The organism is Amycolatopsis sp. WAC 04197 (genome assembly GCF_003947475.1).
Classification (GTDB): Bacteria; Actinomycetota; Actinomycetes; order Mycobacteriales; family Pseudonocardiaceae; genus Amycolatopsis; species Amycolatopsis japonica.
The window spans coordinates 622,193-649,105 of record NZ_QHJK01000007.1; the positions used below are offsets into that span (position 1 = coordinate 622,193).

Consider the following 26,913-nt stretch of genomic DNA (forward strand, 5'->3'; position numbering starts at 1 on the left):
TGCCGGGTCGCTGCTGCCACTGAAGATACAGACAGGTCTGTATTTATCAACCCCTTACATACAGGTCTGAACGGATGTTACTTACGGCACGTTGCGTGTCAGGTGACGCAGACGGGCGAGCCGCGCCCCCGTTAAACAGGGAGAACACGACTCACAGGGGGTTAACGATGAAACGGACGAGCATGGTCTTGGCGGCTACTGTCGCCGCCGGACTGGTGTCGGCGGGCACGGCGTCGGCGAGCGGCTGGACGATGAGCTACCTACGCCCGCCGGGTGGAGACGCCATCCGGGTGGTGGCCACCGACGGGGCCGGAAGCTACGCGGGGCACTCCGACCGTGGACTGCTCACCTGGTCGGGCTGGAGGGTGCGCAACCACGGCTTCCCGGCGGGCTACGGCTCGGTCGAAGCCGTGGACGAGAACACGTCGAAGGCGATTCTCGCGAACGGGTCCGCGATCTCGACGGGGACCAAACGCTCGTTCGTCCACCAGGACGGCGGGTTCCAGCTCCTGGAGACGGTCCCGGGATATGCCCAGACGGTCGTCACCGGGATGAACAACCGCGGCGACATCGTCGGCCGCGTGTACAACGATCCTCGTTATGGCTCGTGGGCGGCGTTCTGGCCGGCTGGCGACCGTGCGCACCCGGTCCTCCTGGACTCCCCGCCGCTGCTCAGCCCGGTGGACGTCGACCACGACGGCACCATCCTGATGCAGGAACAGTTCGGCGGCGTCTGGCTCTGGAAGGACGGTGCGGCACAGCAACTCGTCCTTCCCGAGGGCGTCCGCGAAGCACGCGCCATCGCGATCCGGGACGGCAAGGTGCTGGCCGACCTCCAAGGGGGGCAACGGCTTTGGACGGCCCCTGACACCTCCATCCCGGTGCCCGAGACCATGACGGTGACCGCGCTCAACGGGTCAGGACTCCTCACCGGCTGCTTGCGGACCATGGGTACCGACACGATTCCCGCGGCGTGGACGCCGGGCGGCCCGGTCGAGACGCTTCCCGCGCCGTCCAGCGGGTGCGGGGCGATCGTGGGCGACAACGGGGAGATCATGGGAACTCTGCAGGACGACGACTACTACGACAAGCTCGTGGTGTGGCGCCGTGGCTAAAGTCGGGGCATGGATCCCGAAGAGCTTCGGCAGCGGTTCTCCCTGCTGACCACCGCGCATCTGACCGACGGCTGCGTGCGCGCCGGCGTTCAGGTCCGGTGCGCGCCCGCGGGCACGCACTCGGTCGTGCCCGGCGCCCGCGTGGCCGGGCGGGTCACTCCCGCCCGGCACGTCGGCAGCGTCGACGTCTTCCTGGAGGCGTACGAAATCGCGAACCCCGGCGACGTCCTCGTCGTCGACAACGGCGGCAGGCTCGACGAGAGCTGCGTCGGGGACCTCGCGGTCCTCGAAGCGGAGGCGGCCGGGCTGAGCGGTGTGGTGATCTGGGGGCTGCACCGCGACACGGCCGACATCAAGAAGATCGGGCTGCCGGTGTTCAGCCTCGGTTCGATCCCGACCGGCCCGCTCTCGGTCTCGGCCCGCCCGGACGGCGCACTCGAATCGGCCGTCGTCGGGGAATGGACGGTGACGCGGGACGACCTCGTGTTCGGGGACGAGGACGGCGTCCTGTTCGTCCCCGCCGACCGGGCGGACGAGGTCCTGGATCGCGCCGAAGGCATCCGCGACACCGAGCGGCGCCAGGCCGACCGGATCCGCGGCGGAGAGTCCCTTCGCGAACAGGTCCGCTTCGCCGACTTCCTCGCGGAGCGGGCGAAGTCGCCTTCGCTGACGTTCCGGCAGCATCTGCGGGCGGTCGGGGGCGCCATCGAGGAGTAGCAAGGGACCTTTGCTACCACCCGGCCCTGCACACCACGCGGGCCGTCCGTGAAGGCCTCCTTCACTACCTTCAGGGTAGGTAAGGAGGCCTTCACGGCACCGCGGGAGAGCAAGGGACCTTTGCTACCACCGAGCCCCCTGACCTGCGGAAAGAGAGCAGGCCCGGCTCATCCTCGCGCGGTTTGCCTTCCACCGAGCCACAGCAGACCGTCGACGACGAAGCGGTTCTGCACCTCGCTGCCGAAGGTCGACGAAAGCGGCTGGTTCGTCTCGTAGTTCATCTTGTTGTGCCCGAAGTTGGCGTAGAGCATCTTGTACTTGGCGTTGGTCCAGAGGATCGGGTAGTACCCGCTGTACCAGGACTGGTTCGGATCGGTCCCGAGCGGGAAGCTCACCGGGTCCACCGACGCGAGGATCCGGATGTCCGGGTTCTTGCGCAGGTCGCTGGTCCAGGCGTACCACTCGCTCACCGACGAGGTGAACGTCGCGGGCAGCCGCGTGGTCGAGGGATGCGGCCGGTTCTCCACCTTCAGCGTCGCCGTCGTCGGCCCCCAGGTGTTGGACTTGAACGCACCCGTGCCGAGGAACCTGTGATGGTACCAGTCCCAAGTGGACGGACTGGTGGTGAACGCGGCCACGTGGAAGCCGAAGAACGCGCCGCCCGCGTTCATGTAGCGCTCGAAGCCCGAGCGTTGCGAGGAGGTCTGCGGCAGGTCGTCCAGGAACAGCACGACCTGATACTGCGACGGCTGCAGCGAGCTCAGCCGGTTCCAGTCGTTGGTCGCGGTGTAGCTGAAGTTGTTCTGCGAAGCGGTTTTCGGGAACCACTGGTTGGCTTCCTTGACGAAGCTGATGTGCGCCGCGTCGTAGGTGCCGTTGTAGAACGCGAGCACCTTGAACGCGGGTGCCGCCTGTGCCGCCACCGGCGCCGACGCCAGCGCGAGACACGAAACGAACAGCAGAGCGAGCCGGACCACGAATTTCGTCATACCTCACCACCCATGCCGAGGACCTGTAAATTCATTGCTTGAATTAACACATGACACGACACCGGTGGTCTAGACCTGCGGGAAATACGGTTTCCGGTGACCGGTACCGGCCCGTATCGATAACCTGAAGATTATGGAACTGCGGGATATCGAGATCTTCCTGGCGCTGGCCGACGAGCTGCATTTCGGCCGCACCGCGGAGCGTCTGCACGTCTCGCAGGCGAGGGTGAGCCAGTCGATCAAGCAGGTGGAGCGCCGGATCGGGGTACCGCTGTTCGCCCGCACCAGCCGACGGGTCCGGCTCACGCCGATCGGCGAACGGCTGCGAGACGACCTCGGCCCCGCCTACCGCGCGCTGCACGAGGGCGTCGACCGCGCGATCGCGGCCGGCCGCGGGATCGGCGGCGTGCTGCGGCTGGGCTTCGAAGCACCCGGCGTCGCCGACTTGACCGAAGAGCTGCTCGACCGTTTCCGGCAGCGCTACCCGGACACCGAACTACTCATTCGCGAGGCTGATTTCGCCGACCCGTTCGCGATGCTGCGGTCGGGTGAGATCGACGTGCTGGTGACACTGCTTCCGGTCGACGAGCCCGATCTCATGACCGGACCGGCCGTGTACACCGAACCCATGGTGCTCGCAGTGTCGTCGAAACACCCTTTCGCGCGACGGAAGTCAGTCACCCTCGACGACCTCGCCCGCGACACCGTCCTTCGCGCGGCACATCCGCCGGAGCCGTACTGGATCGAAGAACCGCGACAGTGGCTGACGCCGGCCGGGCACCCCGTGACCCGGGGCGCCCCCTTCGCGACCTTTCAAGAGCTGCTCGCCGCGATAGCCACCGGTGCCGGTATCTGCCCGCTCGCCGCACACGCGCGGGAGTACTTCAGCCACCCGCGGATCCGCTTCGTGCCCTTCGCCGGCTCACCCGACGTCGAGTGGGGCCTCGTCTGGCCGCGCTCCGCGGAGACAGCGCGCGTACAGGCCTTCGCCGCCGTCGCCTCCGCTTCGCGCCCCTGACACGCCCCGCAATTAGTCCTCTGAATGCGGTACTTGCACACGCAACCAACGCATTCAGAGGACGAAATGCGTACTAGCTGACGACCTTCTTCACCCAGTCCTGCTCGAGCTTCACGACCTGCCCGTTCGAAGTGACGGTCGGCGTGCCGAAACCGGGGCCGTTGCCGAAGTCCTGCTGCAGCGACGGGTCCGTGGAGATCTTCTTGTACGCGTCCTGGATCTCCTGCTCGTACGCGCCGCTGTTGACCTTGACCACGAAGGTCGGGTCGGTGATGCCGACGTCCTGGCCGAGCTTGATCAGCTGCGCCTTGTCGAACCCGCGGCCGCCTTCCTCCGGCTGGTCCTTGAACAGCGCGTCGTGGAAGGCGAGGAACTTGCCGGCGTCGGCCGCCGCGAGGGAGGCGTTGGCGGAGTCCAGCGAGTAGCCGGGCGGGTCGGAACGCTGGTTCAGCATCGGCAGCATGTGGTACCGGACCTGCAGGGTTCCGTTGTTCACCTGCTCCTCGATCTGCCCCTTGAAGGTCTCCTCGAACTGCTTGCAGACCGGGCACAGGAAGTCGGCGTAGACGTCGATGGTCTTCTTCGCCTCGGGCTTGCCGACGGTCACGACGGCCCCGTCGCGTTTCTCGACGACACCGGGCGCCGAGGTGCCCGTCTGCGCGCCGATCACCTTGCCCTCGGTGCTGTCCTTGCTGGACGTCGTCCAGATGACGCCACCGATCACCAGCGCGGCGAGGACGACCACCGCGACGGTGATCGCGACGACCTTCTTCTTGTCGCCGCCCGCGACGCCCCTGGCCTGTGCCACCGAACGCGCCGCCGTCTGCTGCTGTTTGCGTTTCCGAGCGTTGCGCTCAGCTCCACCCACGATTATTCGTTCCCTTCAGCGATACCCACATAGTCGTCGTCGGCGGAGGCGCGAGAGTTCCCGAGCCAGCCGTCCACGGAAAGCCAGGTCCGCGGCCGCACGATCAGCCAGACCCCCAGGAGCGCGAATCCGAGGTCCCTGGCGATCTCCTGCGGATACCGCGTCTGGTCCGCGGCGATCTGACCGCCGCCGCCGAAACAGCCGCAATCGATGCTCAGCCCGCGCGCCCAGGATTGGGCGATCGCGGCGATGAGCACCGCGAGCAGCAGCACCGACAGCACCGACACCCACCGGGTGACGAACCCGGCGAGCAGGAACAGGCCGAGCGCCAGTTCGACGAGCGGCATCCCGATCGCGACCGGGCGGACGAGCCCGTCCGGCAGGACATCGAACGCCTGGACCGCGATGTAGGTCTGCCCCGGGGCGCTGATCTTCAGCGCTCCGGAAACCAACCAGACGGCGGCCAGTCCGAGCCGGGCGAGTGTGCCCACGGCGTCGAGTACGACTTGGGGCGGTCTACGCACGGGCCTAGGCTAACCGCCGACCCTGAGAACAACGTGAGGCGGCGGACGGAGGCACCCGATGAGGGGACGCGCCCTGCTGGTGGCCTGCTTGATGCTGGTCACAGCGGCGGCCTGCGGCGAAGAGGCCGGTCCGTCGGATTCCCTCGTCGCGCGCGCCGTCGCGTCCAACAAGCTCACCATCGGCATCCGCTTCGACCAGCCGGGCCTTTCCAAACGGACGGTCGACGGCCGGTACGTCGGTTTCGACGTCGACGTGGCGAAGTACGTGGCTAGCGAATTGGGCGTCGACGAGGATCACATCACCTGGCACGACAGCAGACCGTCGTCCCGCGAGACGGACATCACCTCGGGGATCACGGATCTGATGGTGGCGACCTACTCGATCACCGAAAAACGCAAACAGGTGGTCGCGTTCGCCGGCCCCTATTTCGACACCGGCCAGGATCTCCTCGTCCGCCTCCGGTCGACCGACATCACCGGCCCCGAGAACCTCAACGGCCGCAAGCTGTGCGCCGTGGGCGGCACCACCTCCGCCGAGCAGGTGCGCGACAAGTTCGCCCAGGCCGTGCAGCTCGTCGAGTACCCGCGCTACCAGGACTGCGTCACGGCGCTGCTCGCCGGGCAGGTGGACGCGGTGACCACCGACGACGTCATCCTCGCCGGGTACGTGGCGCAGAACCCGGAACTGCTGAGGGTCGTCGGCAAGCCCTTCTCGAAGGAGAAGTACGGCGTCGGCCTGCGCAAGCACGACGTCGAGGGCCGCGCGGCGGTGGCCAAGGCGATCCAGAAGATGATTTCGTCCGGGGAATGGCTCGATTCGCTGAACCGCAACATCGGCCCGTCCGGCTACCAGATCCCGCCTCCGCCACAGGTCACCGAGCGGTGACCCTTCCCGATCTGCCGGTTCGCGCCGTCCTGCCCGAACTCGAAGCCGCGCTCGACGCCCACGGCACCGCGGTCCTCGTCGCGCCCCCTGGCACCGGAAAGACCACTTTGGTGCCGCTGGCGCTGGACAACGGCGAAGGCCGGGTGATCGTCGCCGAACCGCGGCGGCTCGCCGCACGGGCCGCGGCGGCGAGGATGGCGTCCCTGCTCGGCGAACGGGTCGGTGAAACGGTCGGCTATTCGGTCCGCGGTGATCGGAAGGTGTCTTCTTCGACGCGGATCGAAGTGGTCACCTCGGGCTTGCTGGTCCGGCGGGTGCAGGGCGATCCCGAGCTGGCCGGGGTGTCGACCGTGCTGCTCGACGAATGCCACGAACGCCATCTCGACGCGGACCTCCTGCTCGCGCTGCTGCTGGACGTGCGCGCCGGGCTGCGGGACGACCTGCGGCTGCTCGCGACGTCCGCCACGGTGGCTTCCGGACGGCTGGCGGCCCTGCTCGGCGACGCACCGGTGATCACCGCGCACGCGAGGACGTATCCCGTCGACGTCTCGTACTCCCCGCCCTCGCGCGGCGAGCGGGTCGAGGCGACGGTGGCCCGCATGATCCACAAAGCACTGTCCGAAGGGGACGGTGATGTCCTCGCCTTCCTGCCCGGCGCCGGTGAGATCGCCAGGGTGAGCGGACTTCTCAACGGCCTCGACGCCGACGTGCTGCCCTTGCACGGACGGCTTTCGGCGGCTAGCCAGGACGACGCGCTGCGCCCGCGCGATCGTCGCAGGGTGGTGCTCTCGACGTCGGTCGCCGAGTCCAGCCTGACCGTGCCGGGGGTGCGCGCGGTGGTGGACTGCGGGCTTTCCCGCGTTCCCCGCGTCGATCACCGGCGCGGCCTGCCCGGATTGGCGACGGTCCGCGTTTCGGCCGCGGTCGCCGAACAGCGAGCCGGTCGTGCCGGACGTGAGGCGCCGGGCCGCGCGTACCGGTGCTGGGCCGCGCACGAGCAGGGTTCGCTGCCCGCCTATCCCGAACCCGAGATCCGGACGGCGGAACTGGCGCGGTTCGCCCTCGAACTCGCCTGCTGGTCCACTCCGGACGGTTCCGGCCTCGCCTGGTGGGACCCGCCCGGCGAAGGCGCGCTGGCCGCCGGGCGCGCGTTGCTGACCACGCTCGGGGCGACCGCGGAGGACGGCACGGTCACCGAGCGCGGCCGGAAGATGGCCGGACTGGGCCTGCATCCGCGGCTGGCGAGGGCGTTGCTGGACGGCGCGGCGCGGACCAACGCGCGCTCGGCCGCCGAAGTCGTCGCGCTGCTGGACAGCGGCGGCACCCTGACCGATCTCGAAGCCGAGCTGCGCCGGGTGCGCGGCGACGAGCGCTGGAAGCGTGACGTGCGACGGCTTTCCCGGCTGGTGCCCGACGGCGGCAACGCGTCCGATCCGGCGCTGGTGGTGGCGCTGGCGCATCCCGAGCGGCTCGCGCGACGGCGTGCCGCGGGGACGCCGGTGTATCTGATGGCGGGCGGAACCGCGGCCGAACTCCCGCGCGGCAGCGGACTCGCCGACGTCGAATGGCTGGCCGTGGCCGAAGCGACCCGCGATCCCGGCCGCGCACAGGGCATCATCCGGCTGGCCGCCCCCGCCGACGAAGACCTCGCCGTGCGCGCGGCGCCGAATCTGGTGTCCTCAGTGGACGAAGTGCGCTGGTCTTCGGGTGACGTCGTCGCTCGTTCGGTGCGGCGGCTCGGGGCGATCGTGCTCGCGGAGAAACCGTTGCGCTCGCCCGCGCCGGACGCGATCCGCGCCGCACTGCTGGACGGTTTGCGAACCGAAGGGCTCGGCCTGCTTCGCTGGTCGGAAGACGGGAAGCGATTGCGTGAGCGACTGTCTTTCCTGCATCGAGTGCTGGGGCCGCCTTGGCCTTCGGTCGCCGACGCGGACTTGCTGTCCACTGTGGACATCTGGCTGGACCTCGGCTCGGCTCGCCGCCGATCGGACCTGGCATCGCTGGACGCGGGCGCCGCGCTGCGGGGATTGCTGCCATGGCCCGAGGCGTCGCGTTTGGACGAACTGGCGCCGGATCGGCTGGAGGTGCCGTCGGGTTCGCGGATCCGGGTCGACTATTCGGGCGAGCAGCCGGTGCTGGCCGTGAAACTGCAGGAGACCTTCGGCTGGCTCGCGACGCCGGAGCTGGCGGGTGTCCCGGTGGTGCTGCACCTGCTCTCCCCCGCCGGGCGGCCGGCCGCCGTCACCGCCGATCTGGAATCGTTCTGGCGCAACGGGTACGCGGCCGTGCGCGCCGATCTCCGCGGCCGCTACCCGAAACACCCGTGGCCGGAGGATCCGCTGACCGCCGCGCCCACCCGGCGTACCTCAAGAGGTCAGTCCATCAGCTGATGTTGCGGCTTGGTCGGCAACCGCGCCGCCAGTTCCTCGTCGTCCTCACGCTCGTTCAGCCCCAGCTGCACGGCGCTGCGGATCTGCTCCCGGTTCTCCCGCACCACATGCGCGAAGAATTCGTCGATCCGCGGATCGGTCAGCACTTCGAGGATCACGCGCATCGCGGTGTCGATCACCGAACGCACCACCTCGTCGTGGAACGGCAGTTTCGAAAGCCGCCCGGCCTGCGGATCGTTCTTGAGCTTCTCCGCGATGATCCCCCGCAGCAGGGTCTGGTTCTCGCCGAGTGAGCGCGCGAGGTTCTGCGGATAGTTCCCGGTCTCCAGCACCTTCACGACCTCGTCGAGCACCGCGATCGTGATCGGCTTCTTGATCGCCAGCACGATCGGCCGCGAAAGCCGTTCGACCAGCCGCTGGGTGAACCGCTCCCCGAACGCCCGGTCCGCCGTACGGGCGAGCCGGACCAGCACCACGATGATCCGCAACAGCCGGAAGCCGCGCAGCGCCGGATGCGCGATGGGGATCATGCCGAGGATTTCGTACCAGTTGCGCAGCGGGAACCGCTTCTCCCAGCCGTTGCGCCGCCACCGCCAGAGGAATTCCAGCGCGAAGATCCCGCACACCGTCGTGTCGATGACGAAGACGCGGTGCGCCGTCTCCGCCGAATGCGGGAAGAACGTCACGTAGGCGAGCAGCCCGACCGAGAACACGGCGAGGACGAGCATCACCAGGTCTAGCGGATTCACGCGCCGTTGTTCGCGGGTGGTCATGGCGCCGATTGTGCCTTTCCGCGCTGACTCGTGCCGAGCGGCACCTGCCGAAAGTAAGGGGTGACCGATGACTTCGGGGCAATGCCCCCGGGTGCCCCCGCGGCGGAGGATTCAGGGACACGAAGGAGGACGCGGATGATCACGCTTCGAGGACTCACGAAGCGCTATGGCGAGAAGACGGTGGTCGATGGGCTGACCTTCGCCGTCGAGCCGGGCAAGGTGACCGGTTTCCTCGGTCCCAACGGCGCGGGCAAGTCGACGACCATGCGGATGACGCTCGGTCTCGACGCGCCGGACGACGGTGAAGTCCGCATCGACGGCAAGAGGTACGAGGACCTGCGCTTCCCGCTGCGCGAGGTCGGCGCGCTGCTGGAGGCGAAGGCGCTGCACCCCGGCCGGAGCGCGGGCAAACACCTTCTGGCGATGGCGCGCAGCAACGGGATCCCGGCGAGCCGGGTCGACGAGGTGCTCGCGACGGTCGGCCTCAGCGACGTCGCGGGCAAACGCGCCGGAACGTTCTCCCTCGGCATGGGGCAACGGCTCGGGATCGCCGGCGCCCTGCTGGGTGACCCCGGCGTGCTGATGTTCGACGAGCCGGTGAACGGTCTCGACCCCGACGGCGTCCGCTGGGTGCGGCATCTGATGCGTTCGCTCGCGGAGGAGGGCCGCACGGTGTTCGTGTCGAGCCACCTGATGAGCGAGATGCAGCTGACCGCGGACCGGCTCGTCGTCATCGGCAAGGGGAAGCTCCTCGCCGACGCGCCGGTCGACGAATTCATCGCGGGCAATTCACGGACCTCGGTCGTGGTGCGGGTGCCCGCCCCCGCCGATCTGCATGTCCTCGAACAGCGCCTGCACGCGCTCGGCGCGACCACGGAAGCCGATCAGGGCGAACTGGTCGTGCACGACCTGCCCATTCATCTCGTCGGCGACGCGGTGCACGAACTCGGGATCCGCGTGCACGGGCTGACCGAACGAACCGCCTCGCTCGAACAGGCGTACATGGAACTGACCGCGTCGTCGGTCGAATACGGAACAGGAGTCGCGGCATGAAATCACTCGTGGTCATGGTGGCGGTGATCGCCGGCCTGCTGGGGGTGCCGGCGGCCGCGTCGGCGGCACCGGCTCCGGCGCTGTCGCTGCCCGCGCCGGACAGCCCGTTCCCGATCGGGCTGCGCACGCTGCATCTCACCGATCAGCGGAGAGCCGATCCCTGGGTGCCCGAAAAGCGCCGCGAACTGATGGTCAACGTCTGGTACCCGGCCGTGCCGATCGGCCGCGCGCCGCTGTACATGACCAAGGCCGAGTCGGCGGCCGCGGTCGCCGGGCGGAAGCTCGACCTGCCGCCGGACGCGCTGAGCAAGGTGCGGGTCCACTCACGGGAGAACGCGCCCTCCCTGCCGGGACGGCGTCCGCTGGTGGTGCTTTCGCCGGGCGCGGGCAACAACCGGATCACGCTGACCTCGGTGGCCGAACACCTTGCCGCACAAGGTTTCGTGGTCGCCGGGGTGGACCACGCCTACGAAGCCTGGGCGACGGAGTTCCCCGACGGGCTGCGCCAGTGCGTCGCTTGTGGACTGCCGGGTGAGCCGTGGCCCGCCGCGATCGCCAACCGTGCCGTGGACACGTCGTTCGTCGTCGACACGCTGCTGAAGGACCGGCGCTGGTCGATCGACGCGACGAAGATCGGGATGGCCGGTCACTCCGCCGGTGGTTCGGCGACCGCCGCCGCGATGACCGCCGACCGGCGGATCAAAGCGGGCGTGAACGTCGACGGCCCGTTCTACGGCGACGTCTCGATCGACCGGCCGTTCCTGCTGCTGACCAGCCCGACCGGCGAGAAGTACTTCCGCGCGTCCTGGGACGAGACGTGGCCGCGGCTCACCGGCCCGAAGAGGCAGGACCTGGTCGAGAACAGCGGTCATTCGTCGGTGACCGACGCGGCGATCCTGATCGACCAGCTGGGACTGCGCCCGCAGCTGCCGCCGACCGAGATCGAAAACCAGTACGGCTCGATCGACTCGCGGAAGGCGCTGGAGTTCTTCCGTACCGAGCTGACCGGCTTCTTCAAGCAGTGGAGCGCACGATGAACACGATCTCTTCGGAATGGACCAAGTTCTGGTCGGTCCGGTCGACCTGGTGGTGCCTGATCGGCGGGGTCTTCCTGATGCTCGCCTACTCGGCGGCTCTCGGCTTCGCGCTCCAGGACGGCAGCGACCGCCCGATGGCCCCGCACGCCGTGGTGACCGGGGCGGCGTTCTACCTCACGCAGTTCGCCGTCGTCGCGCTGGCGACGCTGTTCATCACGAGCGAATACGCCAGCGGCGGCATCCGTTCGACCCTGCAGTGGGTCCCGGTGCGGAACCGGGTCCTCGCCGCGAAGTCGGCCGTCCTGCTGCCGGTGCTGTTCGGCTACGGCGTGCTGAACACGCTCGCCGGCGTGGCGGTCTCGGCGCCGCTGATCCCCGCGCCCGACTCGTCAGTGGGCGAGGTGCTCGCGACCGCGGCGGGCATGGGCGCCTACTTCGCGCTGCTGGGCCTGCTCTGTCTCGGGCTGGGAACGGCGCTGCGCTCGACGGCGGGGACGATCGTGACGGTCTTCGTGCTGCTGGTGATGATCCCGATGTTCGCCGGTTCGCTGGGCTGGGAAGACCTCGTGAACTACTTCCCCGGCTTCGCGGGCGTCAACGCGATGGTCACTCCTGGGCAGCGTAATCCGATCTTCGGCGGCATCGCGCCCTACGCGCCTTGGGTCGGCGTCGCGCTCTGTGCGGCTTGGGCGGCGGCCGGTCTTGTCACCGGTTCCACCGTGCTGCGGCGGCGCGACGCCTGACGGGGAGCAAGGGACCTTTGCTACCACCCGCGCCGGCCGCACGTCGCGAAAGCCACTTTCAGGACGTCAGATGTCCCGAAAGTGGCTTTCGCGACTTCTCGCTCCAGGACCGGCGCCCAGAGTGGTAGCAAAGGTCCCTTGCTACCCCGCCACCCCGAGCCCCGCCAAAACCTCCCGCGCCCCCCGCGTCAGCTCCTCCAGCCCCGGCGGCCGCAGCGACCCCGTCCCGGCCAGCGCGTCGAAGACCGTCCCCTCCAGCCACGCGACGAGCACCCGCGCGTGCCGCTCGGGCTCCGCCGATCCGCACGCCGTGAGCACCTCCGCGCACCGCCGCCGGATCACCAGCCCACCCCGGTCGTAGGCCTCCCGCAGCTCCGGCCGCCGCGTCGCCTCCAGCGCGAACTCGTACCTCGCGAGCATCCGCGTCCGCCCCTTCGTGATCGCCGCGTGCGCGAACCCCGCCACGTACTCGGCCAGCCGCCCGGGCGGCGGGTCGAGGGTGACCTCGTCGAGTTCGACCATCCGCGAGATCGCCAGCTCCAGCAGCGCCGCCCGCGTCCGCGCGTAGTACGAGGTCGAACCCGGCGGCAGCCCGGCGAACCGGTCGACCGCGCGATGCGTCAGCCCCCGCATCCCCTCGGCCGCGATGACCTCGATGGCCGCGTCCCCGATCGTCGCCTTTCGCACTCTACAAGTGTAGTAGTACTCTACAATTGTAGAGGAGGTCGACATGCGCGAAGCGATCGTGATCGGCGGGGGAATCGGCGGACTGAGCGCCGCCATCGGGCTGCACGGCATCGGCTGGGAGGTCACCGTCCTCGAACAGGCACCGGCACTCACCGCCGCCGGCGCGGGCATCTCCCTGTGGCCGAACGCGCTGCGTTCACTCGAGACGCTGGGCGTGCACCTCGGCAAGCTGCGGGAACAAGCGTCCGGCGGCCTCCACGACCGCGACGGCCGCCGCATCACCCGTTGGGATGCCGAGGCGTTCCGCCGTCATCACGGCCGCCCGCTCGCCGCCATCCACCGCGCGGATCTCATCGGCGCGCTCCACGACGCCCTTCCCGAAGGTTGCGTCCGCACCGGCGTCGAGGTCACCCGCCTCGACGACCTCGACGCCGACGTCATCGTCGCCGCGGACGGGATCCACAGCATGGCCCGCCAGCAGCTGTGGCCACGACACCCCGAACCGGTCTACAGCGGCAGCACGGCCGTCCGCGCGGTGACTACCCTCCCTCATCCCACAGAACTCAGCACCAGCTGGGACGACGGCGCCGAGATCGGCGTCATCCCGTTGCACGACGACAGCGTCTACTGGTGGGCGAGTTACGTCGCCGAAGCGGGCGTCCGCCACGAGGACCCGAAGTCGTATCTGCGAGACCGCTTCGGCGGCTGGCACGACCCCATTCCCGAACTCGTCGAAGCGACCGCGCCCGAGACGCTGCTCCACCACGATCTCTATCTGCTCGGCACTCCCCTGCCCTCATACGTGAAAGGCCGCGTCGCGCTGCTCGGCGACGCGGCCCACGCGATGCCGCCGTTCCTCGGCCAGGGCGGCTGCCAAGCGATCGAGGACGCCGTCGTCCTCGCTGCCGCGCTCAGCACCATCGCAGACGTCGACGCGGCATTGAAGAGTTACGACGAGCAGCGCCGCCCGCGCAGCCAAGGCGTCGTGAAAGCCTCGGTCCAGGCGGGAAAAGTCGGGCCGCAGCTGCGCAATCCGCTCGCCGTGGCCGTCCGCAACGGCGTGTTCCGGCTGCTCCCCGGCGCGCTCACCGCACGCATCGGCGCCGGCGTCAGCGGCTGGACTCCTCCCGTCCCCCGCCGACCAGCCCCGCCTCGTACGCGGTGATCGCGGCCTGCACCCGGTTCCGCGCGCCGAGCCGGTTGAGGATCGTGCTCACGTAGGCCTTCACCGTGCCCTCGACGACGAACAGTTTCGCGGCGATGTCCGCGTTGGACAGTCCGGAACCCAGCAGTGCCAATACTTCCTGCTCACGCGGGGTCAGTTTCTCGATCAGCGCCTTCGCCTCTTCGGCTCGGGACACCTGATTGCCGGAGAAGCGCGCGATGACCCGCTGTGCGACCTTCGGCGAAAGGAACGCCGCCCCACCCGCGACCGCGTGGATACCGCCGAGCAGCTCGCGGGGATCGCCGGACTTCAGCAGGAAACCGCTCGCGCCCAGGCCGAGCGCGCGTTCGATGTAGGCGTCCTCGCCGAACGTCGTCAGCATGATCACGCCGACCTCGGGCAGCAGCCGCCGGATCTCCTCAGCCGCCTTGAGCCCGTCCATGACCGGCATTCGGATGTCGAGGAGCACGACGTCCGGCCTGGTCGCGCGGACCTGTTCGACGGCGGCGCGCCCGTCCTCGGCCTCCGCGACCACCTCGATCCCGGCGTCCGCGGCCAGGATCGCCGACACCCCGGCGCGGATCATCGCCTCGTCATCGGCCAGCACCACCCGGATCATCCGGGTCCCCCTTTTGCTCGTCTTCGCTGATCAAGTCCTTCGCCACGAGTTTCCCCTCGGCGAAGCACAGCCTGTAGGCCTCGTAGTTCAAGTTGAACACGCTGCGCTCGGTGCCGTAGTACTCGCATGTCGCCCCCGGCGGCACGGGAGCCTCCACCGTGCGGGGTCGCGCGATCCGCTGACCGCTCGGCAAGAGGGAAGCGATCTCCGCGCGGGTCTGGCCGACGTGGATGCGGGCGTAGTCCCCACCGGGGAGTTCGGAGCCGTACCACTGCACCAGGAACACGGCCCCGCTGATCCCGACCACCACGCCGAAGAGCCCGATCGGCACGACGATCGCCTGGATCAGGCTGCGCCGGACGTCCCGGCGGGCGCGTTCCAGTTCCCTCGCCGACGTCGACTGCCCCACCTCGGCGTCCATCGCCGCCTGGCTCTCGGGCGATTCCTCCGACGGCGCCGCGTCGTGCGGCAAGGTCGCGCTGACCTCGAATCCGCCGTCACGGGGGCCTGCCCGCAGAGTTCCGCCGACGAAACGCACCCGTTCGCGCAGGCCGATCAGCCCGCGTTTGCCCGACGTCCTGCCCGGTAGCGGCCCCGCGGGCGGCGCGGAGTTGGTGACCACGACGTCCGTCTGCCCTTCGGACCGCACGACCCGGACCGTGACCGCGGCGCCCGGCGCGTGTTTCACCACGTTCGTGACCGATTCCTGGACCACGCGGTACGCGGCCCGGTCGACCATCTGCGGCTCGCCGTCGAGCGGTTCGTCCACTGAGGACTCGATCAGCACGCCCGAAGCCCTGGTCCGGTCGAGCAGTTCGTCGATGCTCTCGTGCACCGGCTCGGTCGGCGCGTCGTCCTCACGCAGGACGCCGATGATCTCGCGCAGCCGTTCGGTCGCCGTCGCGGCGCTCTGCCGCAGCTCGCCCGCGGCGCGCCGCTGTGGTTCGTCGAGTCCGCCCGCGACCTCCAGCGCCGCCGCGCGCACCGCGATCAGGCTCAGCTCGTGGCCCAGCGAATCGTGCATGTCACTGGCGATCCGGGTGCGCTCGCGCAGCCGCGCGCGATCGGCGACGAGCCGCTGACGGCTCTCCATCTCCTCGGCGCGACGCCAGCCGTCACGCGCCATGTCCTCGCGCTGCCGGACATACCTGCCCAGCAGCCAGGGCGTCACCCCCGCGAAGACGAGGACGCCGAGCAGCGCACCCCAGGACGCGAAGCCATCTTTGCTCCACAGCAGTGCGACAGGGACCGCCAGCACCGAAACGGCGGCGAAGAGGCGCAGCATCGGCTTCGCGACCGGCTGCCGATAGCCGGCGAGGTAACCGACCGCGACGAGGACGAAGCCTTCCCAGATCGGCACCCGGCCGCCGAAACTGCCCATCACCACGAAACTGGCCACCATCGCGATGGCGAGCGAGACGAGCGGATACCGGCGCGCCAGCGCGATCGCGGCGGTGGTCGCGGCGAGCCCGGCGAGCAGCTCCCAGTGCCTCGTGCTGGATCCGGCGTCGATGACCACCCAGCCGCAGAGCCCGAGCCACAAGGCGACGTCCATGACCAGCCGTCGCCCACGCCGTACGGGCTCCTCAGCGTCCTTCACACGACAGGACGCTACAAGCCGCGACGAGCGGTCCGCCATGGACGAAAGTAAAGGTCCCCTGCTTCCCCGGCCCGATGAGGCATGATGATCGACCATGGCCGAGCGCACACTCACCGGTCAGCTAGGCGGTCCTGTCCCGGCAGGCATCGAAGCGCTGGCCGACCACGAGAAACAGGACCTCTCCGACGCGTTGCGGGACGCGCGCCACCGCCAGGCCAAGGCCTTGGCCGAAGCGGGCGAAGAGGGCCTGAAGTACGTACCCGCGCTTCTGCGCGGCGCCGTTCGGAAGGTGGTGGGCCTGTGACCACCGGAAACTTCGCTTCGCAGGCGGAGATCCTCAAACTCGCCCGCGTCCTCGGCACCACCCCGGAACGGCTTTCGTACCTGGAGAACGTGGACGCCGCCGAGCTCCAGGCGTTCCGCGAGCAGGTCACGGACACGCTGTTCGACGCCAACCTCGCCGCCCTGGAGCGGATGGCGATGGCGAGCAAGCTCGTCCCGAGCCCGATTCTCGCGAAGATCGCCGAGAAGGTCTTCGGCCCGCTTCTGTGCGCGCGGATCGCCGGGCTGGTCGACGTCTCCCGGGGCGTCGACGTCGCGAAGCGGCTGAAGCCGCCGTACCTGGCCGACGTCGCGGCCGAACTGGACCCGCGCCGGGCGAGCGCGATCATCGCGCGGATCCCGCTCGACACCGTCGTCGAGGTGGCCGGTGAGCTGGTGCGCCGCGAGGACTGGATCACCGTCGGCCGGTTCGTCGGTCACCTGCCCGATCCGACGGTGCGCCGGGCGCTGGCCGTCATCGGTGACGAAGCGCTGATCCGGATCGCGTTCGTCCTCGACGACAAGAGCCGGATCGATCACGTTCTCGGGCTGCTGCCCGAAGCCCGGTTCCGCGGTCTCCTGGGCGTCGCGGCCGCCGACGAGGACCTGTGGGCGCCGGTGCTCGACCTGCTCACGCACCTGAGCGAGAAGCGGGTCGAGCAGTGGTCCCACCTGCTCGACGAACTCCCGCCCGCCTTGCGCGAACGCGTCCAGGAGACCCTCGGCCAAGCCTCCTGACCCGCGCGGGGGAGCAAGGGACCTTTGCTACCACTTTGAGGCGAAACCGCTGGTCAGACGCCTTCCGCGCCGCCACACCCCAGCCGTCAGCGGCACCCCCGGCCGGTACGCGAGGTGCGTCGTCGAAGGCGCCTCCAGCACGTGAAGGTCGGCGCGCGCCCCTGGCCGCACGAAGCCCACGTCGTCACGCCGCAGAGCGCGGGCACCGCCCGCCGTCGCCGACCACACCGCCTCGTCGATCGTCATCCGCATCTGCAGCACCGCGGTCGTCACGCAGAACGCCATCGACGTCGTGTACGAGCTGCCCGGATTCGCGTTGCTGGCCAGCGCCACCGTCGCCCCCGCGTCGAGAAGCCGCCGCGCCGGCGCCAGCGGCTGCCGCGTCGAGAGATCGCACGCCGGCAGCAAGGTCGCGACAGTGTCCGAAGCAGCGAGAGCCTCGACGTCCGCTTCGCTCAGGTACGTGCAGTGGTCGACACTCGCCGCCCCCAGCTCGACGGCGAGCCGCACACCCGGCCCCTCCCCCAGCTGGTTCCCGTGCACCCGCAGCCCGAGCCCGCGCTCCCGCGCCGCCTTGAGCACCCGTCCGGACTGCGCCTCGTCGAACGCACCGGTCTCGCAGAACACGTCGGCCCACCGCACGAGCGGCGCCACGGCGTCGAGCATGTCACCGCACACCAGGTCCACATAGGACTCCGCGTCCGCACCCGGCGGCACCAGATGCGCACCGAGGAACGTGACCTCGTCGGCCACATCGGCCGCGATCCGCGCCGAACGAGCCTCGTCCTCGACGTTGAGCCCGTATCCGGTCTTCGTCTCCAGGCAGGTCGTACCCTGCCTCGCCGCTTCGTCCACGTGACGCCGCAGGTTCGCCGCCAGTTGCTCGTCGGAAGCAGACCGCGTCGCGTCGACCGTGACCGCGATGCCCCCGGCGCTGTACGCCTTCCCGGCCATCCGCGCCTCGAACTCGGCCGTCCGGTCCCCAGCGAAGACCAAGTGCGTGTGGCTGTCCACCCAACCGGGCAGCACCGCACGCCCTTCGACGTCGACCCGCTCGTCCGCGTCGGGCGCGTCCGCCGCCGAACCGACCCACGCGATCGCTTCGCCCTCGATGACGACGGCCGCGTCGCGGAGTTTGCCCAGTTCGGCGTCGTTCGTCGTGAGCTCGCCGATTCCCGTGATCAGGACTGCCACAATGCCTCGATCTCCTTGGCCAAGACCGTTTCCGGCCGGTCGACCAGCTGATGCACGCCGTCGCGGACGATCTCACGCCCGGCGACGACGACGTCCCGGACGTCCGCCCCCGAAGCAGCGAAGACCACGCCGGACGGCTCGATCCCCGCGGTCCGCACCGACCCGAGCCCGACCGTGACCAGGTCCGCGCCCGCGCCCGGAGCCAGCGCGCCGACCTCGTCCCAGCCGACCGCGCCGTGATCCGTCGCGGCCGCGAGCAGTTCCTCGGCGGTGAACCGGCCGCGCTTCTCACTGGCGAGCCGCTCGTTCAGTTCCAGCGCCCTGGTCTCCTCGAACGTGTCGACGACCGCGTTGCTGTCGCTGCCGATCGACAGCCGCACCCCCGCGTCCAGCAGCGTCCGCGCGGGGCCGATGCCGTCGCCGAGATCCCGTTCGGTCGTCGGGCAGAAACAGGCGCGACTCCCCGCCTCACCGAGCCACTTGACGTCCCCTGGCGTCAGGTGCGTCGCATGCACCGCGGTGAGCCGCTCAGTGAGCACACCGTTGTCCCAGAGCAGCCCCGTCGGAGTCCAGTGATAAGCCGCCATGCACTGCTCGTTCTCGGCCCGCTGCTCGGAAAGATGGATGTGCAGCGGACGATCCTCGGGCGTCCCGCTGTCCACTTCGGACAATTCGTCCTCGGGGACGGCGCGTACCGAGTGAATCGCGCCCCCGACCCTGAACGTCCCGTCCTCCCGCAATTCGCCGACTCGTTGCGCCCACTTGGTGGCCGTCCCATCGGAGAACCGCCGCTGCACCTCGTCGGGTTCGACGCCGATCCCGCCCGCGAGGTAACAGGTGTCGAGCAACGTCAGCCGGATCCCGGCGTCCCTGGCGGCCTGCCGCAACGCCTCGCCCATCGCGTTCGGCTCGGCGTAAGGCTTTCCGCCCGGCGCGTGGTGCAGGTAGTGGAACTCGCCGACGCTCGTGTACCCGGCCAGCACCATCTCGGCATAAACCCCGCGCGCCAACCGGTAATACGAGTCCGGATCCAGCCGGGACGCGAGCGAGTACATCCGCTCGCGCCACGTCCAGAAGGTCCCGCGGTCGTGGTGCGTCCGCCCGCGCAACGCACGGTGGAACGCGTGCGAGTGCCCGTTCGCGAAACCCGGCAAGGTCAGTCCATTAAGGACATTCCCTTGGCGAGGCGCGTTCGCCGTCACGGAAGCGATCTTGCCGCCGTCGACCTCGATCCGGACTGCGTCGGCGATCCCGTCCGGCAACCAGGCGCGTTCACACCAATATGTCGTCATGTCGACAGTTTCTCCAGGACGTCCGCGAGCGCGCGGGCACCGTGGTCGACGTCCTCCGCTTCGGAGAACTCCTCCGGGGAATGGCTGATCCCGGTGGGGTTACGCACGTAGAGCATTCCGGACGGGACGAACCCGGCGAGGATCGCCGCGTCGTGCCCGGCACCGGTCGGCAGTTCCGGCGGCCCGCCCAGCCACGTACTCAGGTCACGGCGCAGCGCGTCGTCGAAGATCACGTCGTCGGAGTACGACTCCCTGGTGACCTCGACGCGGCATCCTTCCTGTCCGGCCGCCTCTTCCGCCAGCTTCGCGATTTCCGCGACCAGCTCGGGCGTATCCGTGCCCGGCACCCGCGCGTCCAGCCACAGGTCCACAGTGGACGCGATTACGTTCGTCCCGCCGGGCGTCGGCACGAGCCTGCCGACGGTGGCCCTCGCGTCAGCGGTCGCCTTCGCCAGTTTCCGCACGGCGAGAACGGTCTCCGCCGCCGGGATCAGCGGGTCACGACGATCGCCGATCAGCGTCGCACCGGCGTGATTTCCCTGCCCCTGGAAGGAGAATCGCCATCGTCCGTGCGCAATCACCGTGTTGCCGACGGCGACCGGCGAGCCGAGGTCGATCAGCCCGCGCCCCTGCTCCACATGCAGTTCCAGGAACCGCCCGATCAGCCCGAGCCGCTCGGAGTCCCGGCCGATCCGCTCGGGATCGAGGCCGGATTTCGCCGCCGCTTCGGCGAACGTGACACCGTCCGGGTCGCGCAGGCCGCGTGCCTTGTCCGCGTCGATGGTCCCGGTCAGCAGGCGCGAGCCGAGGCACGGCACACCGAATCGGCCGCCCTCCTCTTCCGCGAAGACCACCACCGCGAACGGCTTGGCCGGACGGAATCCCTTGGCCTGCAAGATCTCCACCGCGTCGAGCGCGCTGGCGACACCCAGCGGACCGTCGAAGGCACCGCCGCCGGGCACCGAGTCGAGATGGCTCCCGGTGACGACCGCGTCCGGGCCGGGTGTTCCCCACCAGGCCCAGATGTTGCCGTTGCGGTCGGTCTCGACGCCCAGTCCCAGCCGTCCGGCGCGCTCGACGAACCACGCGCGCAGTTCGGTCTCGGCCGCGTCGAAGGCGTGGCGGGAATAGCCGCCACGCTTCGGGTCGCGGCCGACGTCCGAGATCTCCTCCAGCAGCGAGGACGCGGTCACTCGGCGTCCCGCATCGGCACCCGCACGCCGCGCTCGTCGGCGACGTCGGCGGCGCGGTCGTAGCCCGCGTCGACGTGCCGGATGACGCCCATGCCCGGGTCGTTGGTGAGCACGCGCTCGAGTTTCTGCGCCGCCAGCGGGGTTCCGTCGGCCACGCTGACCTGGCCCGCGTGGATGGAGCGGCCCATGCCGACGCCGCCGCCGTGGTGGATCGACACCCAGCTGGCGCCCGACGAGGTGTTGACCAGCGCGTTCAGCAGCGGCCAGTCGGCGATCGCATCGGAACCGTCGGCCATGCCCTCGGTCTCGCGGTACGGCGACGCCACACTGCCCGAGTCGAGGTGGTCGCGGCCGATGACGACCGGAGCCTTCAGCTCGCCGCTGGCGACCATCTCGTTGAACCGCAGCCCCGCGAGGTGCCGCTCGCCGTAGCCGAGCCAGCAGATCCGCGACGGAAGGCCCTGGAAGGCAACGCGTTCCCCGGCGAGCCGGATCCAGCGAGCGAGAGATTCGTTCTCCGGGAACAGTTCCAGCATCGCGCGGTCGGTCGCCGCGATGTCCTCGGGGTCGCCGGACAGCGCCGCCCAGCGGAACGGGCCGTTGCCCTCGCAGAACAGCGGGCGGATGTAGGCCGGCACGAATCCCGGGAAGTCGAACGCGCGCTCGCAGCCGCCGAGTTTCGCCTCGCCGCGCAGGGAGTTGCCGTAGTCGAAGACCTCGGCGCCCTTGTCGAGGAAGCCGAGCATCGCGTCGACGTGCTCCGTCATCGACTCGCGGGCACGTTCGGTGAACTCGTCGGGCTTCTTGTCCGCGTAGTCCTGCCACTCGTCGACGCCGATTCCCTTGGGCAGATAGGAAAGCGGGTCGTGCGCGGAGGTCTGGTCGGTGACGATGTCGACCTCGACGCCACGGCGCAGCAGTTCGGGCAGCACCTCGGCGGCGTTGCCGACCACGCCGACGGACAGCGCGCGCTTCTCCTTCTTCGCGGCCTCCACCCGGCGGATCGCGTCGTCGAGGTCGTCGGCGACCTCGTCGAGGTAGCGAGTCTCGACACGGCGGTGCGCGCGCTGCGGGTCGCACTCGATGACGAGCGCGACACCGTCGTTCATCGTGACCGCGAGCGGCTGGGCGCCGCCCATGCCGCCGAGACCGGCGGTGACGGTGAGCGTGCCCTTGAGGCTGCCGCCGAACCGCTTCTTCGCGACGGCGGCGAAGGTCTCGTACGTGCCCTGCAGAATTCCCTGCGTGCCGATGTAGATCCAGGACCCCGCGGTCATCTGGCCGTACATGGTCAGGCCCTGGGCCTCCAGCCGGCGGAACTCCGGCCACGTCGCCCAGTCGCCGACGAGGTTGGAGTTCGCGATGAGCACGCGCGGCGCCCATTCGTGCGTGCGGAACACGCCGACCGGCTTGCCGGACTGGACGAGCAGCGTCTCGTCGGCGTCCAAAGTGGTCAGTTCGCGGGTGATCGCGTCGAAGCTGGCCCAGTTACGGGCGGCCTTGCCGGTTCCGCCGTAGACCACCAGGTCCTCGGGGCGCTCGGCGACCTCGGGGTCGAGGTTGTTGTGGAACATCCGCAGCGCGGCTTCGGTCTGCCAGTTCTTCGCGGTGAGCGTGGTGCCTCGGGCGGCACGGACCGTGCGGGTCATGGGCTCAGACCTCCAGTTGGGCCGCGGCGAGGACGGCACCCGACGCGACGAGTTCTTCGGCGGCGGCGATCTCCGGCGCCAGATGACGGTCGGGGCCGGGGCCCTCGACCTTGGTGCGGACGAGATCCCGGACCCGGCCGGTGACCGGCGACGGGACCAGGGGCGCGCGCATGTCGAGGGCGCGCGCGGCGGTGAGCAGTTCGATGGCGAGGACGGTGTTGAGGCCCTCGACGGCCTTGCGCAGCTTGCGGGCGGCGGACCAGCCCATGGAAACGTGGTCCTCCTGCATGGCGCTGCTCGGGATCGAGTCGACCGACGCCGGCACCGCGAGCCGCTTGAGCTCGCTGACCACGGCCGCCTGCGTGTACTGGGCGATCATGTGGCCGGAATCGACGCCGGGGTCGAACGCGAGGAACGGCGGCAGGCCGTGCGAACGGGCCTTGTCGAGCATGCGGTCCGTGCGGCGCTCGGCGATGCTCGCGACGTCCGCGAGCGGGATGGCGAGGAAGTCGAGCACGTACGCGACCGGGGCGCCGTGGAAGTTGCCGTTGGACTCGACGCGGCCGTCGGACAACACGACCGGGTTGTCGACCGCGGAATGAAGCTCACGCTCGGCGACGAGTTCGGCGTGTGTGAGGCTGTCGCGCGCGCCGCCGTGCACCTGGGGCGCGCAGCGGAGGGAGTACGCGTCCTGGACGCGGTTGCAGTCGGGGCCGCGGTGGCTCTCGACGATCTTCGAGTCCTGCAGCGCCGTCCACATGCGTAGCGCGCTCCTTGCTTGCCCGGGGTGCGGGCGCAGCGCCTGGAGGTCGGCCGCGAAGGCGCGGTCGGTGCCGAGGAGCGCTTCGACGCTCATCGCCGCGGTGATGTCGGCGGTGTCGAGCAGCTTGCGCAGGTCGGCGGCGGCGAGCAGGAGCATGCCGAGCATGCCGTCGGTCCCGTTGGTGAGGGCGAGGCCCTCCTTCTCCGCGAGAACGACCGGCTCGATCCCGGCGTGCTTCAGCGCTACGGCGGCCTGGACGACTTCGCCGTTGTACTCGACTTCGCCCTCCCCCATCAGCGCGAGCGCGACAGCGGCGAGAGGCGCGAGGTCGCCGGAGCAGCCGAGGCTGCCGTACTCGTGGACGAGCGGGGTGATCCCGGCGTTGAGCATGGCCGCAAGCGCTTGCGCGGTCTGCGGACGGATGCCGGTGTACCCGCTGGCGAGGGTGCGGAGGCGCAGCAACATCAGCGCGCGGACGACCTCGGTCTCCACGACCGGCCCCGCGCCGGCCGCGTGCGACCGGATCAGCGACCGCTGGAGCGCGGTGCGGCTCTCGAGCGGGATATGCCTGGTGGCAAGCGCCCCGAAGCCCGTCGAAACGCCGTACGTCGGCGTCTCGGCGTGCGCGAGGTCGTCGATGTGCTGACGCGTCGCGGCAAGGTTCTTCTCGGCCGCTTCGCTGACCGCGACGGGCGAGTGGTCACGGGCGACCGCGACGACCTGTTCGGGCCGAAGCGGTTCGGACCCCAGAAGTACGGTTTCCGGCATGGCCCCATTGGACAACGCCATGCCCGCTGGTGGGCGGCGCCAACCGGTGGTTGTGTCTGGTATCCAAGACACGCACGGTGGGAGCAAGGGACCTTTGCTACCACGGGTCGCCGCCGGGCAGGGGGTGTGTGGATATAGAGACGTTGAGTGTCCCTATATCCACACACCTCCTACCCCGCGTAGCGGTGACTACCGACTGTGTGGATTTTGGTGCGTCGGATGACCCGAAATCCACACAGTCACCGCTCCCACCTGCGAAAAGGGAGCAAGGGACCTTTGCTACCACTCGTCTCGACATTGAGAGAAGTGGTAGCAAAGGTCCCTTGCTCCCCCGCCGCACAAACAGCCGCACGAAACGAAGGAGGCCGGCCATGGGCGAGAGCAGCGAAGTACCAGCCCTACGACGCGGCCTCGGCATCCTCCGCGCCCTCGCCGCGCGGCCCGGCCCGGTGTCCGCGGCCGCGATCGCGCGCGAACTCGGCCTCCCGCGCTCGACGACGTATCACCTGCTCGCCGAACTCGAAGCCGCCGGTTTCGTGACACACCTGCCCGCCGAGCGCCGCTACGGCCTCGGCATCGCCGCGTTCGAACTCGGCTCGGCCTACCTGCGGCACGACCCGCTGGAACGACTCGCGGTCCCGCTGCTGCGCAAACTCGCCGACCGCGTCGGCCACACCGCACATCTGGGCGTGCTGCACGGCAACGAGTCGCTCTACCTGGTCAAAGAACGCCCCACCCGCCCGGAAACCCTGGTGACCGAGGTCGGCGTCCGGCTCCCGGGCCAGCTCACGGCGTCGGGCAGGGCGATCCTGCGGCATCTGCCGTCGCCGCATGTGCGCGCGCTCTTCCCGGCCGCGTCGGCGTTCGTCCTGCGCACCGGTCGCGGCCCGCGCACCCTCGCCGAACTGCGCCGCACGCTGAACGCGGAGGGCAGGCTCGGCTGGGCGGTCGAAGACGGTCACATCACCGAAGGATTCGCCTCGGTGGCCTGCCCGGTCTTCGACCACGGCGGCCGGCCGATGGCCGCGATCAGCGTGACCCTCCGCCACCTCTGCCCAGGGGCCGGGGGATGCGAGGAGACTTGGCCCGATCTCGCCGAAGAGGTCCGTTTGACCGCGGCCGAATTGACCAGCCGGATCGGGGGTCAGGTGCGCTGAGCGTGCTTCTTCTGGACTCCCTCGAGTCCGAGCATCGCCAGCAGTTCCGCGCAGTCGATGGCATCCGAGGCGTGCCCTGCGACGGTTCGAGCTGCTCTGCCGTTCTGCAGGGTGAGGCGGACTTCTTCCTCCGCGCGCACACCTGCCATCCGGCTCTGGTCTTCAGCGGGGTCGGGACGACTGGAATGCCTGGCCCAGGTCATCTGCCACCTTCTTCCGGCCCTCCGGCGACACGGGGTCGTTTCGAAAGAGAGCCATGGTCGGACACACAGCATGACACTTCACCGGAACAAGATCGCCATTGCGGGTGAATCGAGATGGAATCGACCCTGCTTTAGCTACTCTCCGTGATTCAACTGGGGAGCGCCGTCGCCCGCTGAGCCAGCGCCCGGTTCAACGCCTCGAACTGCGGCAACGTATCGGCCCGCAGGCTGCTCACCACGAACGGCACCAGCGCACCGGTGAACCGCTCGCTCTGCACCAGCAGGGTCCGGCCGGGGCCGAGCGGACGCAGTTCGAACCGGTGCTCGCCGTCGAAGATCAGTCCGGGCCCGATCCGCCCGAGCCAGCGCAGTTCCCGTTCCGGTGTCACCGCGAGCACGGTCGGGGTGAACGTGGTGTCGCCGGTCTTGTCGCGCAGGACATTGCGCAGGGTGGCTCCCTCCTTGAGCGTGCCACCGTCCGAGGTCACCTCCGCCGAGATGACGAACGGGTTCCACGCCGGATAGGCGCGGAGATCGGTGAGCACCCGCCACACCTTGTCCGCCGGGGCGTCGATCTCGATCGAGGAGGTCAGGGCGACCGGGCGCAGGTTGCTCCAGGTGACATAGCCGGCCAGCACGGCGAGCACGATCCCGCCGATGAGCGCGATCCGGCGACGGCGGGACATCCGGACTCTTGGCGAAGACGTGGTGGTCATGACGTGGTCCTTTTCACGGGAAGGGTTGGGGAGATTCCACTGAGCGCGGTACCGACCAACGTGCGCACATACGCCGGTCCGATCGGATTTCCGGTGATCAGCAGCCGGTAATAGAGCGCCCCGGCGAGCTGATCGAACAGCGCCTCCGGGTCGACGTCTTGCGGCAGGTCGCCACGCTCACGCGCCCGGTGGATGAGGCTGATCGGCAGGGTGTTGCGGCGCGCGAAGAGTTGCCCCACCGCGGCGCCGATGTCCGGATGCCGGGCGGCGGCAGCGGCGATCTCGGCGACCAGCCCGGCGGACCGGTCGCTCGCCTCTTTCGACCTGGCGGCCTTGCGCATCCGGTTCAGTCCGGCGGCGATCTCGGTGAGGTAGCCGACCAGGTCCGCGCGCAGATCGCCGGTGTCGACCACCGGCACCTCGTCCTGCATCTTGGCCACCACCGCCACGATCACGTGGTCTTTGGTCGGCCAACGCCGGTACAACGTGGTCTTGGCGACCCCGGCCATCGCGGCGACCGCGTCGATGGAGAACCGGTCGTATCCGTTCTCCAGCAACACTTCCAGCGCGGCGTCGAGAATCCGCCCATCGGCCTGCTCATCCCTCGGCCGCCCCCGGCGCCTCTCCTCGGCTGACATCGCACTCCTTTTCGCTACGGCCGTTTCGTAAATGAACCCTAGCGGTCCCCGAAGTGATTACGCAACTGCTGTAGCGAAACTCGGCTCAGGCCCCCAC

Annotated in this window: 27 protein-coding genes; 12 read left to right on the top strand and 15 right to left on the bottom strand. The window is 69.6% G+C overall.

The features are described from left to right. Positions 1-167 precede the first annotated feature (167 nt). Both DMC64_RS26735 and DMC64_RS26740 read left to right on the top strand, forming a co-directional pair. The gene (locus tag DMC64_RS26735) at positions 168-1,115 is read left to right on the top strand and encodes a hypothetical protein (protein WP_233629822.1); all 948 of its coding nucleotides are present in this window, start codon (positions 168-170) and stop codon (positions 1,113-1,115) included. 9 nt (positions 1,116-1,124) lie between these two features. Next, entirely contained in the window at positions 1,125-1,832 is a 708-nt protein-coding gene (locus DMC64_RS26740; protein ID WP_125735749.1) for an RraA family protein, read from the top strand. Between the two features lie 167 nt (positions 1,833-1,999). Here the strand turns inward: DMC64_RS26740 and DMC64_RS26745 are convergent, their stop codons facing one another. Beyond that, positions 2,000-2,821: a ThuA domain-containing protein gene (locus DMC64_RS26745; RefSeq protein WP_125735750.1), complete on the bottom strand. Its 822-nt coding sequence runs from the start codon at positions 2,819-2,821 to the stop codon at positions 2,000-2,002. Between the two features lie 133 nt (positions 2,822-2,954). On the opposite strand from DMC64_RS26745, the gene DMC64_RS26750 reads away from it, so the two are divergent. Beyond that, positions 2,955-3,839 (top strand): LysR family transcriptional regulator, encoded by an 885-nt coding sequence (locus DMC64_RS26750; protein ID WP_125735751.1) that lies wholly within the window; start codon positions 2,955-2,957, stop codon positions 3,837-3,839. 73 nt (positions 3,840-3,912) lie between these two features. On the opposite strand, the gene DMC64_RS26755 is transcribed toward DMC64_RS26750, so the two are convergent. Then, on the bottom strand, positions 3,913-4,707 hold the full coding sequence (locus DMC64_RS26755; RefSeq protein WP_037346017.1) for a thioredoxin domain-containing protein: 795 nt from the start codon (positions 4,705-4,707) through the stop codon (positions 3,913-3,915). 2 nt (positions 4,708-4,709) lie between these two features. Next, positions 4,710-5,198 (bottom strand): MauE/DoxX family redox-associated membrane protein, encoded by a 489-nt coding sequence (locus DMC64_RS26760; RefSeq protein WP_037346014.1) that lies wholly within the window; start codon positions 5,196-5,198, stop codon positions 4,710-4,712. A gap of 91 nt (positions 5,199-5,289) precedes the next feature. On the opposite strand from DMC64_RS26760, the gene DMC64_RS26765 reads away from it, so the two are divergent. Both DMC64_RS26765 and hrpB read left to right on the top strand, forming a co-directional pair. Then, on the top strand, positions 5,290-6,117 hold the full coding sequence (locus tag DMC64_RS26765; protein ID WP_125735752.1) for a glutamate ABC transporter substrate-binding protein: 828 nt from the start codon (positions 5,290-5,292) through the stop codon (positions 6,115-6,117). Beyond that, positions 6,114-8,507, top strand: a complete 2,394-nt coding sequence (gene hrpB / locus DMC64_RS26770) for an ATP-dependent helicase HrpB (protein WP_125735753.1) — start codon at positions 6,114-6,116, stop codon at positions 8,505-8,507. The genes DMC64_RS26765 and hrpB overlap by 4 nt, the downstream gene beginning before the upstream one ends. Here the strand turns inward: hrpB and DMC64_RS26775 are convergent. Continuing rightward, positions 8,492-9,280 carry an ion transporter gene (locus DMC64_RS26775; RefSeq protein ID WP_125735754.1) on the bottom strand — a complete coding sequence of 263 codons (789 nt, stop codon included), beginning with the start codon at positions 9,278-9,280 and terminating at the stop codon, positions 8,492-8,494. The two genes, hrpB and DMC64_RS26775, sit on opposite strands and share 16 nt — an antisense overlap. 135 nt (positions 9,281-9,415) lie before the next feature. Between DMC64_RS26775 and DMC64_RS26780 the strand changes: the two genes are divergently transcribed. The 3 genes from DMC64_RS26780 to DMC64_RS26790 are packed head-to-tail and all read left to right on the top strand — an operon-like array spanning position 9,416 to position 12,113. After that, a complete protein-coding gene (locus DMC64_RS26780) occupies positions 9,416-10,333 on the top strand; it encodes an ABC transporter ATP-binding protein (RefSeq protein ID WP_125735755.1) in 918 nt (305 codons plus the stop codon). Next, positions 10,330-11,370, top strand: a complete 1,041-nt coding sequence (locus tag DMC64_RS26785) for an acetylhydrolase (RefSeq protein WP_125735756.1) — start codon at positions 10,330-10,332, stop codon at positions 11,368-11,370. The genes DMC64_RS26780 and DMC64_RS26785 overlap by 4 nt, the downstream gene beginning before the upstream one ends. After that, on the top strand, positions 11,367-12,113 hold the full coding sequence (locus DMC64_RS26790; protein ID WP_125735757.1) for an ABC transporter permease: 747 nt from the start codon (positions 11,367-11,369) through the stop codon (positions 12,111-12,113). The genes DMC64_RS26785 and DMC64_RS26790 overlap by 4 nt, the downstream gene beginning before the upstream one ends. Before the next feature lie 141 nt (positions 12,114-12,254). Here the strand turns inward: DMC64_RS26790 and DMC64_RS26795 are convergent, their stop codons facing one another. Next, on the bottom strand, positions 12,255-12,800 hold the full coding sequence (locus DMC64_RS26795; RefSeq protein ID WP_037345997.1) for a TetR/AcrR family transcriptional regulator: 546 nt from the start codon (positions 12,798-12,800) through the stop codon (positions 12,255-12,257). A 43-nt stretch (positions 12,801-12,843) separates the two neighbouring features. On the opposite strand from DMC64_RS26795, the gene DMC64_RS26800 reads away from it, so the two are divergent. Continuing rightward, positions 12,844-13,965, top strand: coding sequence for an FAD-dependent monooxygenase (locus tag DMC64_RS26800; protein ID WP_125735758.1), 1,122 nt, complete (start codon positions 12,844-12,846; stop codon positions 13,963-13,965). Here DMC64_RS26800 and DMC64_RS26805 read toward each other — a convergent pair. Beyond that, a complete protein-coding gene (locus DMC64_RS26805; protein WP_037345991.1) occupies positions 13,910-14,584 on the bottom strand; it encodes a response regulator transcription factor in 675 nt (224 codons plus the stop codon). The genes DMC64_RS26800 and DMC64_RS26805 overlap by 56 nt on opposite strands. Beyond that, positions 14,559-16,139, bottom strand: coding sequence for a histidine kinase (locus DMC64_RS26810; RefSeq protein WP_233629828.1), 1,581 nt, complete (start codon positions 16,137-16,139; stop codon positions 14,559-14,561). Before DMC64_RS26810 ends, DMC64_RS26805 begins: the two co-directional genes overlap by 26 nt. 139 nt (positions 16,140-16,278) lie before the next feature. Between DMC64_RS26810 and DMC64_RS26815 the strand changes: the two genes are divergently transcribed. Both DMC64_RS26815 and DMC64_RS26820 read left to right on the top strand, forming a co-directional pair. Next, complete coding sequence (locus tag DMC64_RS26815) at positions 16,279-16,488, top strand: hypothetical protein (RefSeq protein WP_016331662.1); 210 nt, start codon at positions 16,279-16,281, stop codon at positions 16,486-16,488. Continuing rightward, on the top strand, positions 16,485-17,243 hold the full coding sequence (locus tag DMC64_RS26820) for a hypothetical protein (protein WP_125735760.1): 759 nt from the start codon (positions 16,485-16,487) through the stop codon (positions 17,241-17,243). The genes DMC64_RS26815 and DMC64_RS26820 overlap by 4 nt, the downstream gene beginning before the upstream one ends. A 27-nt stretch (positions 17,244-17,270) precedes the next feature. Here DMC64_RS26820 and hutI read toward each other — a convergent pair whose 3' ends face one another. From hutI to hutH, 5 genes are read right to left on the bottom strand one after another with little or no spacing between them, the layout of a single operon-like run. Continuing rightward, on the bottom strand, positions 17,271-18,437 hold the full coding sequence (gene hutI, locus DMC64_RS26825) for an imidazolonepropionase (protein ID WP_125735761.1): 1,167 nt from the start codon (positions 18,435-18,437) through the stop codon (positions 17,271-17,273). Then, positions 18,425-19,729: a formimidoylglutamate deiminase gene (locus DMC64_RS26830; protein WP_125735762.1), complete on the bottom strand. Its 1,305-nt coding sequence runs from the start codon at positions 19,727-19,729 to the stop codon at positions 18,425-18,427. The genes hutI and DMC64_RS26830 overlap by 13 nt, the downstream gene beginning before the upstream one ends. Further along, positions 19,726-20,922, bottom strand: coding sequence for an allantoate amidohydrolase (locus DMC64_RS26835; RefSeq protein ID WP_125735763.1), 1,197 nt, complete (start codon positions 20,920-20,922; stop codon positions 19,726-19,728). Before DMC64_RS26835 ends, DMC64_RS26830 begins: the two co-directional genes overlap by 4 nt. Next, complete coding sequence (hutU, locus tag DMC64_RS26840) at positions 20,919-22,571, bottom strand: urocanate hydratase (protein ID WP_125735764.1); 1,653 nt, start codon at positions 22,569-22,571, stop codon at positions 20,919-20,921. The genes DMC64_RS26835 and hutU overlap by 4 nt, the downstream gene beginning before the upstream one ends. A gap of 4 nt (positions 22,572-22,575) precedes the next feature. After that, the gene (gene hutH / locus DMC64_RS26845) at positions 22,576-24,102 is read right to left on the bottom strand and encodes a histidine ammonia-lyase (protein ID WP_125735765.1); all 1,527 of its coding nucleotides are present in this window, start codon (positions 24,100-24,102) and stop codon (positions 22,576-22,578) included. A 371-nt stretch (positions 24,103-24,473) separates the two neighbouring features. On the opposite strand from hutH, the gene DMC64_RS26850 reads away from it, so the two are divergent. Continuing rightward, positions 24,474-25,259, top strand: a complete 786-nt coding sequence (locus DMC64_RS26850; protein ID WP_125735766.1) for an IclR family transcriptional regulator — start codon at positions 24,474-24,476, stop codon at positions 25,257-25,259. Here DMC64_RS26850 and DMC64_RS26855 read toward each other — a convergent pair. The 3 genes from DMC64_RS26855 to DMC64_RS26865 all read right to left on the bottom strand — a co-directional run bounded on the left by DMC64_RS26855 (position 25,247) and on the right by DMC64_RS26865 (position 26,816). Then, on the bottom strand, positions 25,247-25,462 hold the full coding sequence (locus DMC64_RS26855) for a hypothetical protein (protein ID WP_037345970.1): 216 nt from the start codon (positions 25,460-25,462) through the stop codon (positions 25,247-25,249). The two genes, DMC64_RS26850 and DMC64_RS26855, sit on opposite strands and share 13 nt — an antisense overlap. Positions 25,463-25,611: 149 nt before the next feature. Beyond that, positions 25,612-26,178 carry an SRPBCC domain-containing protein gene (locus tag DMC64_RS26860; protein WP_125735767.1) on the bottom strand — a complete coding sequence of 189 codons (567 nt, stop codon included), beginning with the start codon at positions 26,176-26,178 and terminating at the stop codon, positions 25,612-25,614. Further along, positions 26,175-26,816, bottom strand: coding sequence for a TetR/AcrR family transcriptional regulator (locus tag DMC64_RS26865; RefSeq protein WP_125735768.1), 642 nt, complete (start codon positions 26,814-26,816; stop codon positions 26,175-26,177). Before DMC64_RS26865 ends, DMC64_RS26860 begins: the two co-directional genes overlap by 4 nt. Positions 26,817-26,913 lie beyond the last annotated feature (97 nt).

Bases quoted from the DNA above. Each gene is read 5' to 3' on its own strand.
- DMC64_RS26735 (WP_233629822.1), top strand. From the start codon at position 168: ATGAAACGGACGAGCATGGTCTTGGCGGCTACTGTCGCCGCCGGACTG.
- DMC64_RS26740 (WP_125735749.1), top strand. From the start codon at position 1,125: ATGGATCCCGAAGAGCTTCGGCAGCGGTTCTCCCTGCTGACCACCGCG.
- DMC64_RS26745 (WP_125735750.1), bottom strand. From the start codon at position 2,821: ATGACGAAATTCGTGGTCCGGCTCGCTCTGCTGTTCGTTTCGTGTCTC.
- DMC64_RS26750 (WP_125735751.1), top strand. From the start codon at position 2,955: ATGGAACTGCGGGATATCGAGATCTTCCTGGCGCTGGCCGACGAGCTG.
- DMC64_RS26765 (WP_125735752.1), top strand. From the start codon at position 5,290: ATGAGGGGACGCGCCCTGCTGGTGGCCTGCTTGATGCTGGTCACAGCG.
- DMC64_RS26775 (WP_125735754.1), bottom strand. From the start codon at position 9,280: ATGACCACCCGCGAACAACGGCGCGTGAATCCGCTAGACCTGGTGATG.
- DMC64_RS26780 (WP_125735755.1), top strand. From the start codon at position 9,416: ATGATCACGCTTCGAGGACTCACGAAGCGCTATGGCGAGAAGACGGTG.
- DMC64_RS26785 (WP_125735756.1), top strand. From the start codon at position 10,330: ATGAAATCACTCGTGGTCATGGTGGCGGTGATCGCCGGCCTGCTGGGG.
- DMC64_RS26790 (WP_125735757.1), top strand. From the start codon at position 11,367: ATGAACACGATCTCTTCGGAATGGACCAAGTTCTGGTCGGTCCGGTCG.
- DMC64_RS26800 (WP_125735758.1), top strand. From the start codon at position 12,844: ATGCGCGAAGCGATCGTGATCGGCGGGGGAATCGGCGGACTGAGCGCC.
- DMC64_RS26805 (WP_037345991.1), bottom strand. From the start codon at position 14,584: ATGATCCGGGTGGTGCTGGCCGATGACGAGGCGATGATCCGCGCCGGG.
- DMC64_RS26810 (WP_233629828.1), bottom strand. From the start codon at position 16,139: ATGGACGTCGCCTTGTGGCTCGGGCTCTGCGGCTGGGTGGTCATCGAC.
- DMC64_RS26815 (WP_016331662.1), top strand. From the start codon at position 16,279: ATGGCCGAGCGCACACTCACCGGTCAGCTAGGCGGTCCTGTCCCGGCA.
- DMC64_RS26830 (WP_125735762.1), bottom strand. From the start codon at position 19,729: ATGACGACATATTGGTGTGAACGCGCCTGGTTGCCGGACGGGATCGCC.
- hutU (WP_125735764.1), bottom strand. From the start codon at position 22,571: ATGACCCGCACGGTCCGTGCCGCCCGAGGCACCACGCTCACCGCGAAG.
- hutH (WP_125735765.1), bottom strand. From the start codon at position 24,102: ATGCCGGAAACCGTACTTCTGGGGTCCGAACCGCTTCGGCCCGAACAG.
- DMC64_RS26850 (WP_125735766.1), top strand. From the start codon at position 24,474: ATGGGCGAGAGCAGCGAAGTACCAGCCCTACGACGCGGCCTCGGCATC.
- DMC64_RS26855 (WP_037345970.1), bottom strand. From the start codon at position 25,462: ATGACCTGGGCCAGGCATTCCAGTCGTCCCGACCCCGCTGAAGACCAG.
- DMC64_RS26860 (WP_125735767.1), bottom strand. From the start codon at position 26,178: ATGACCACCACGTCTTCGCCAAGAGTCCGGATGTCCCGCCGTCGCCGG.
- DMC64_RS26865 (WP_125735768.1), bottom strand. From the start codon at position 26,816: ATGTCAGCCGAGGAGAGGCGCCGGGGGCGGCCGAGGGATGAGCAGGCC.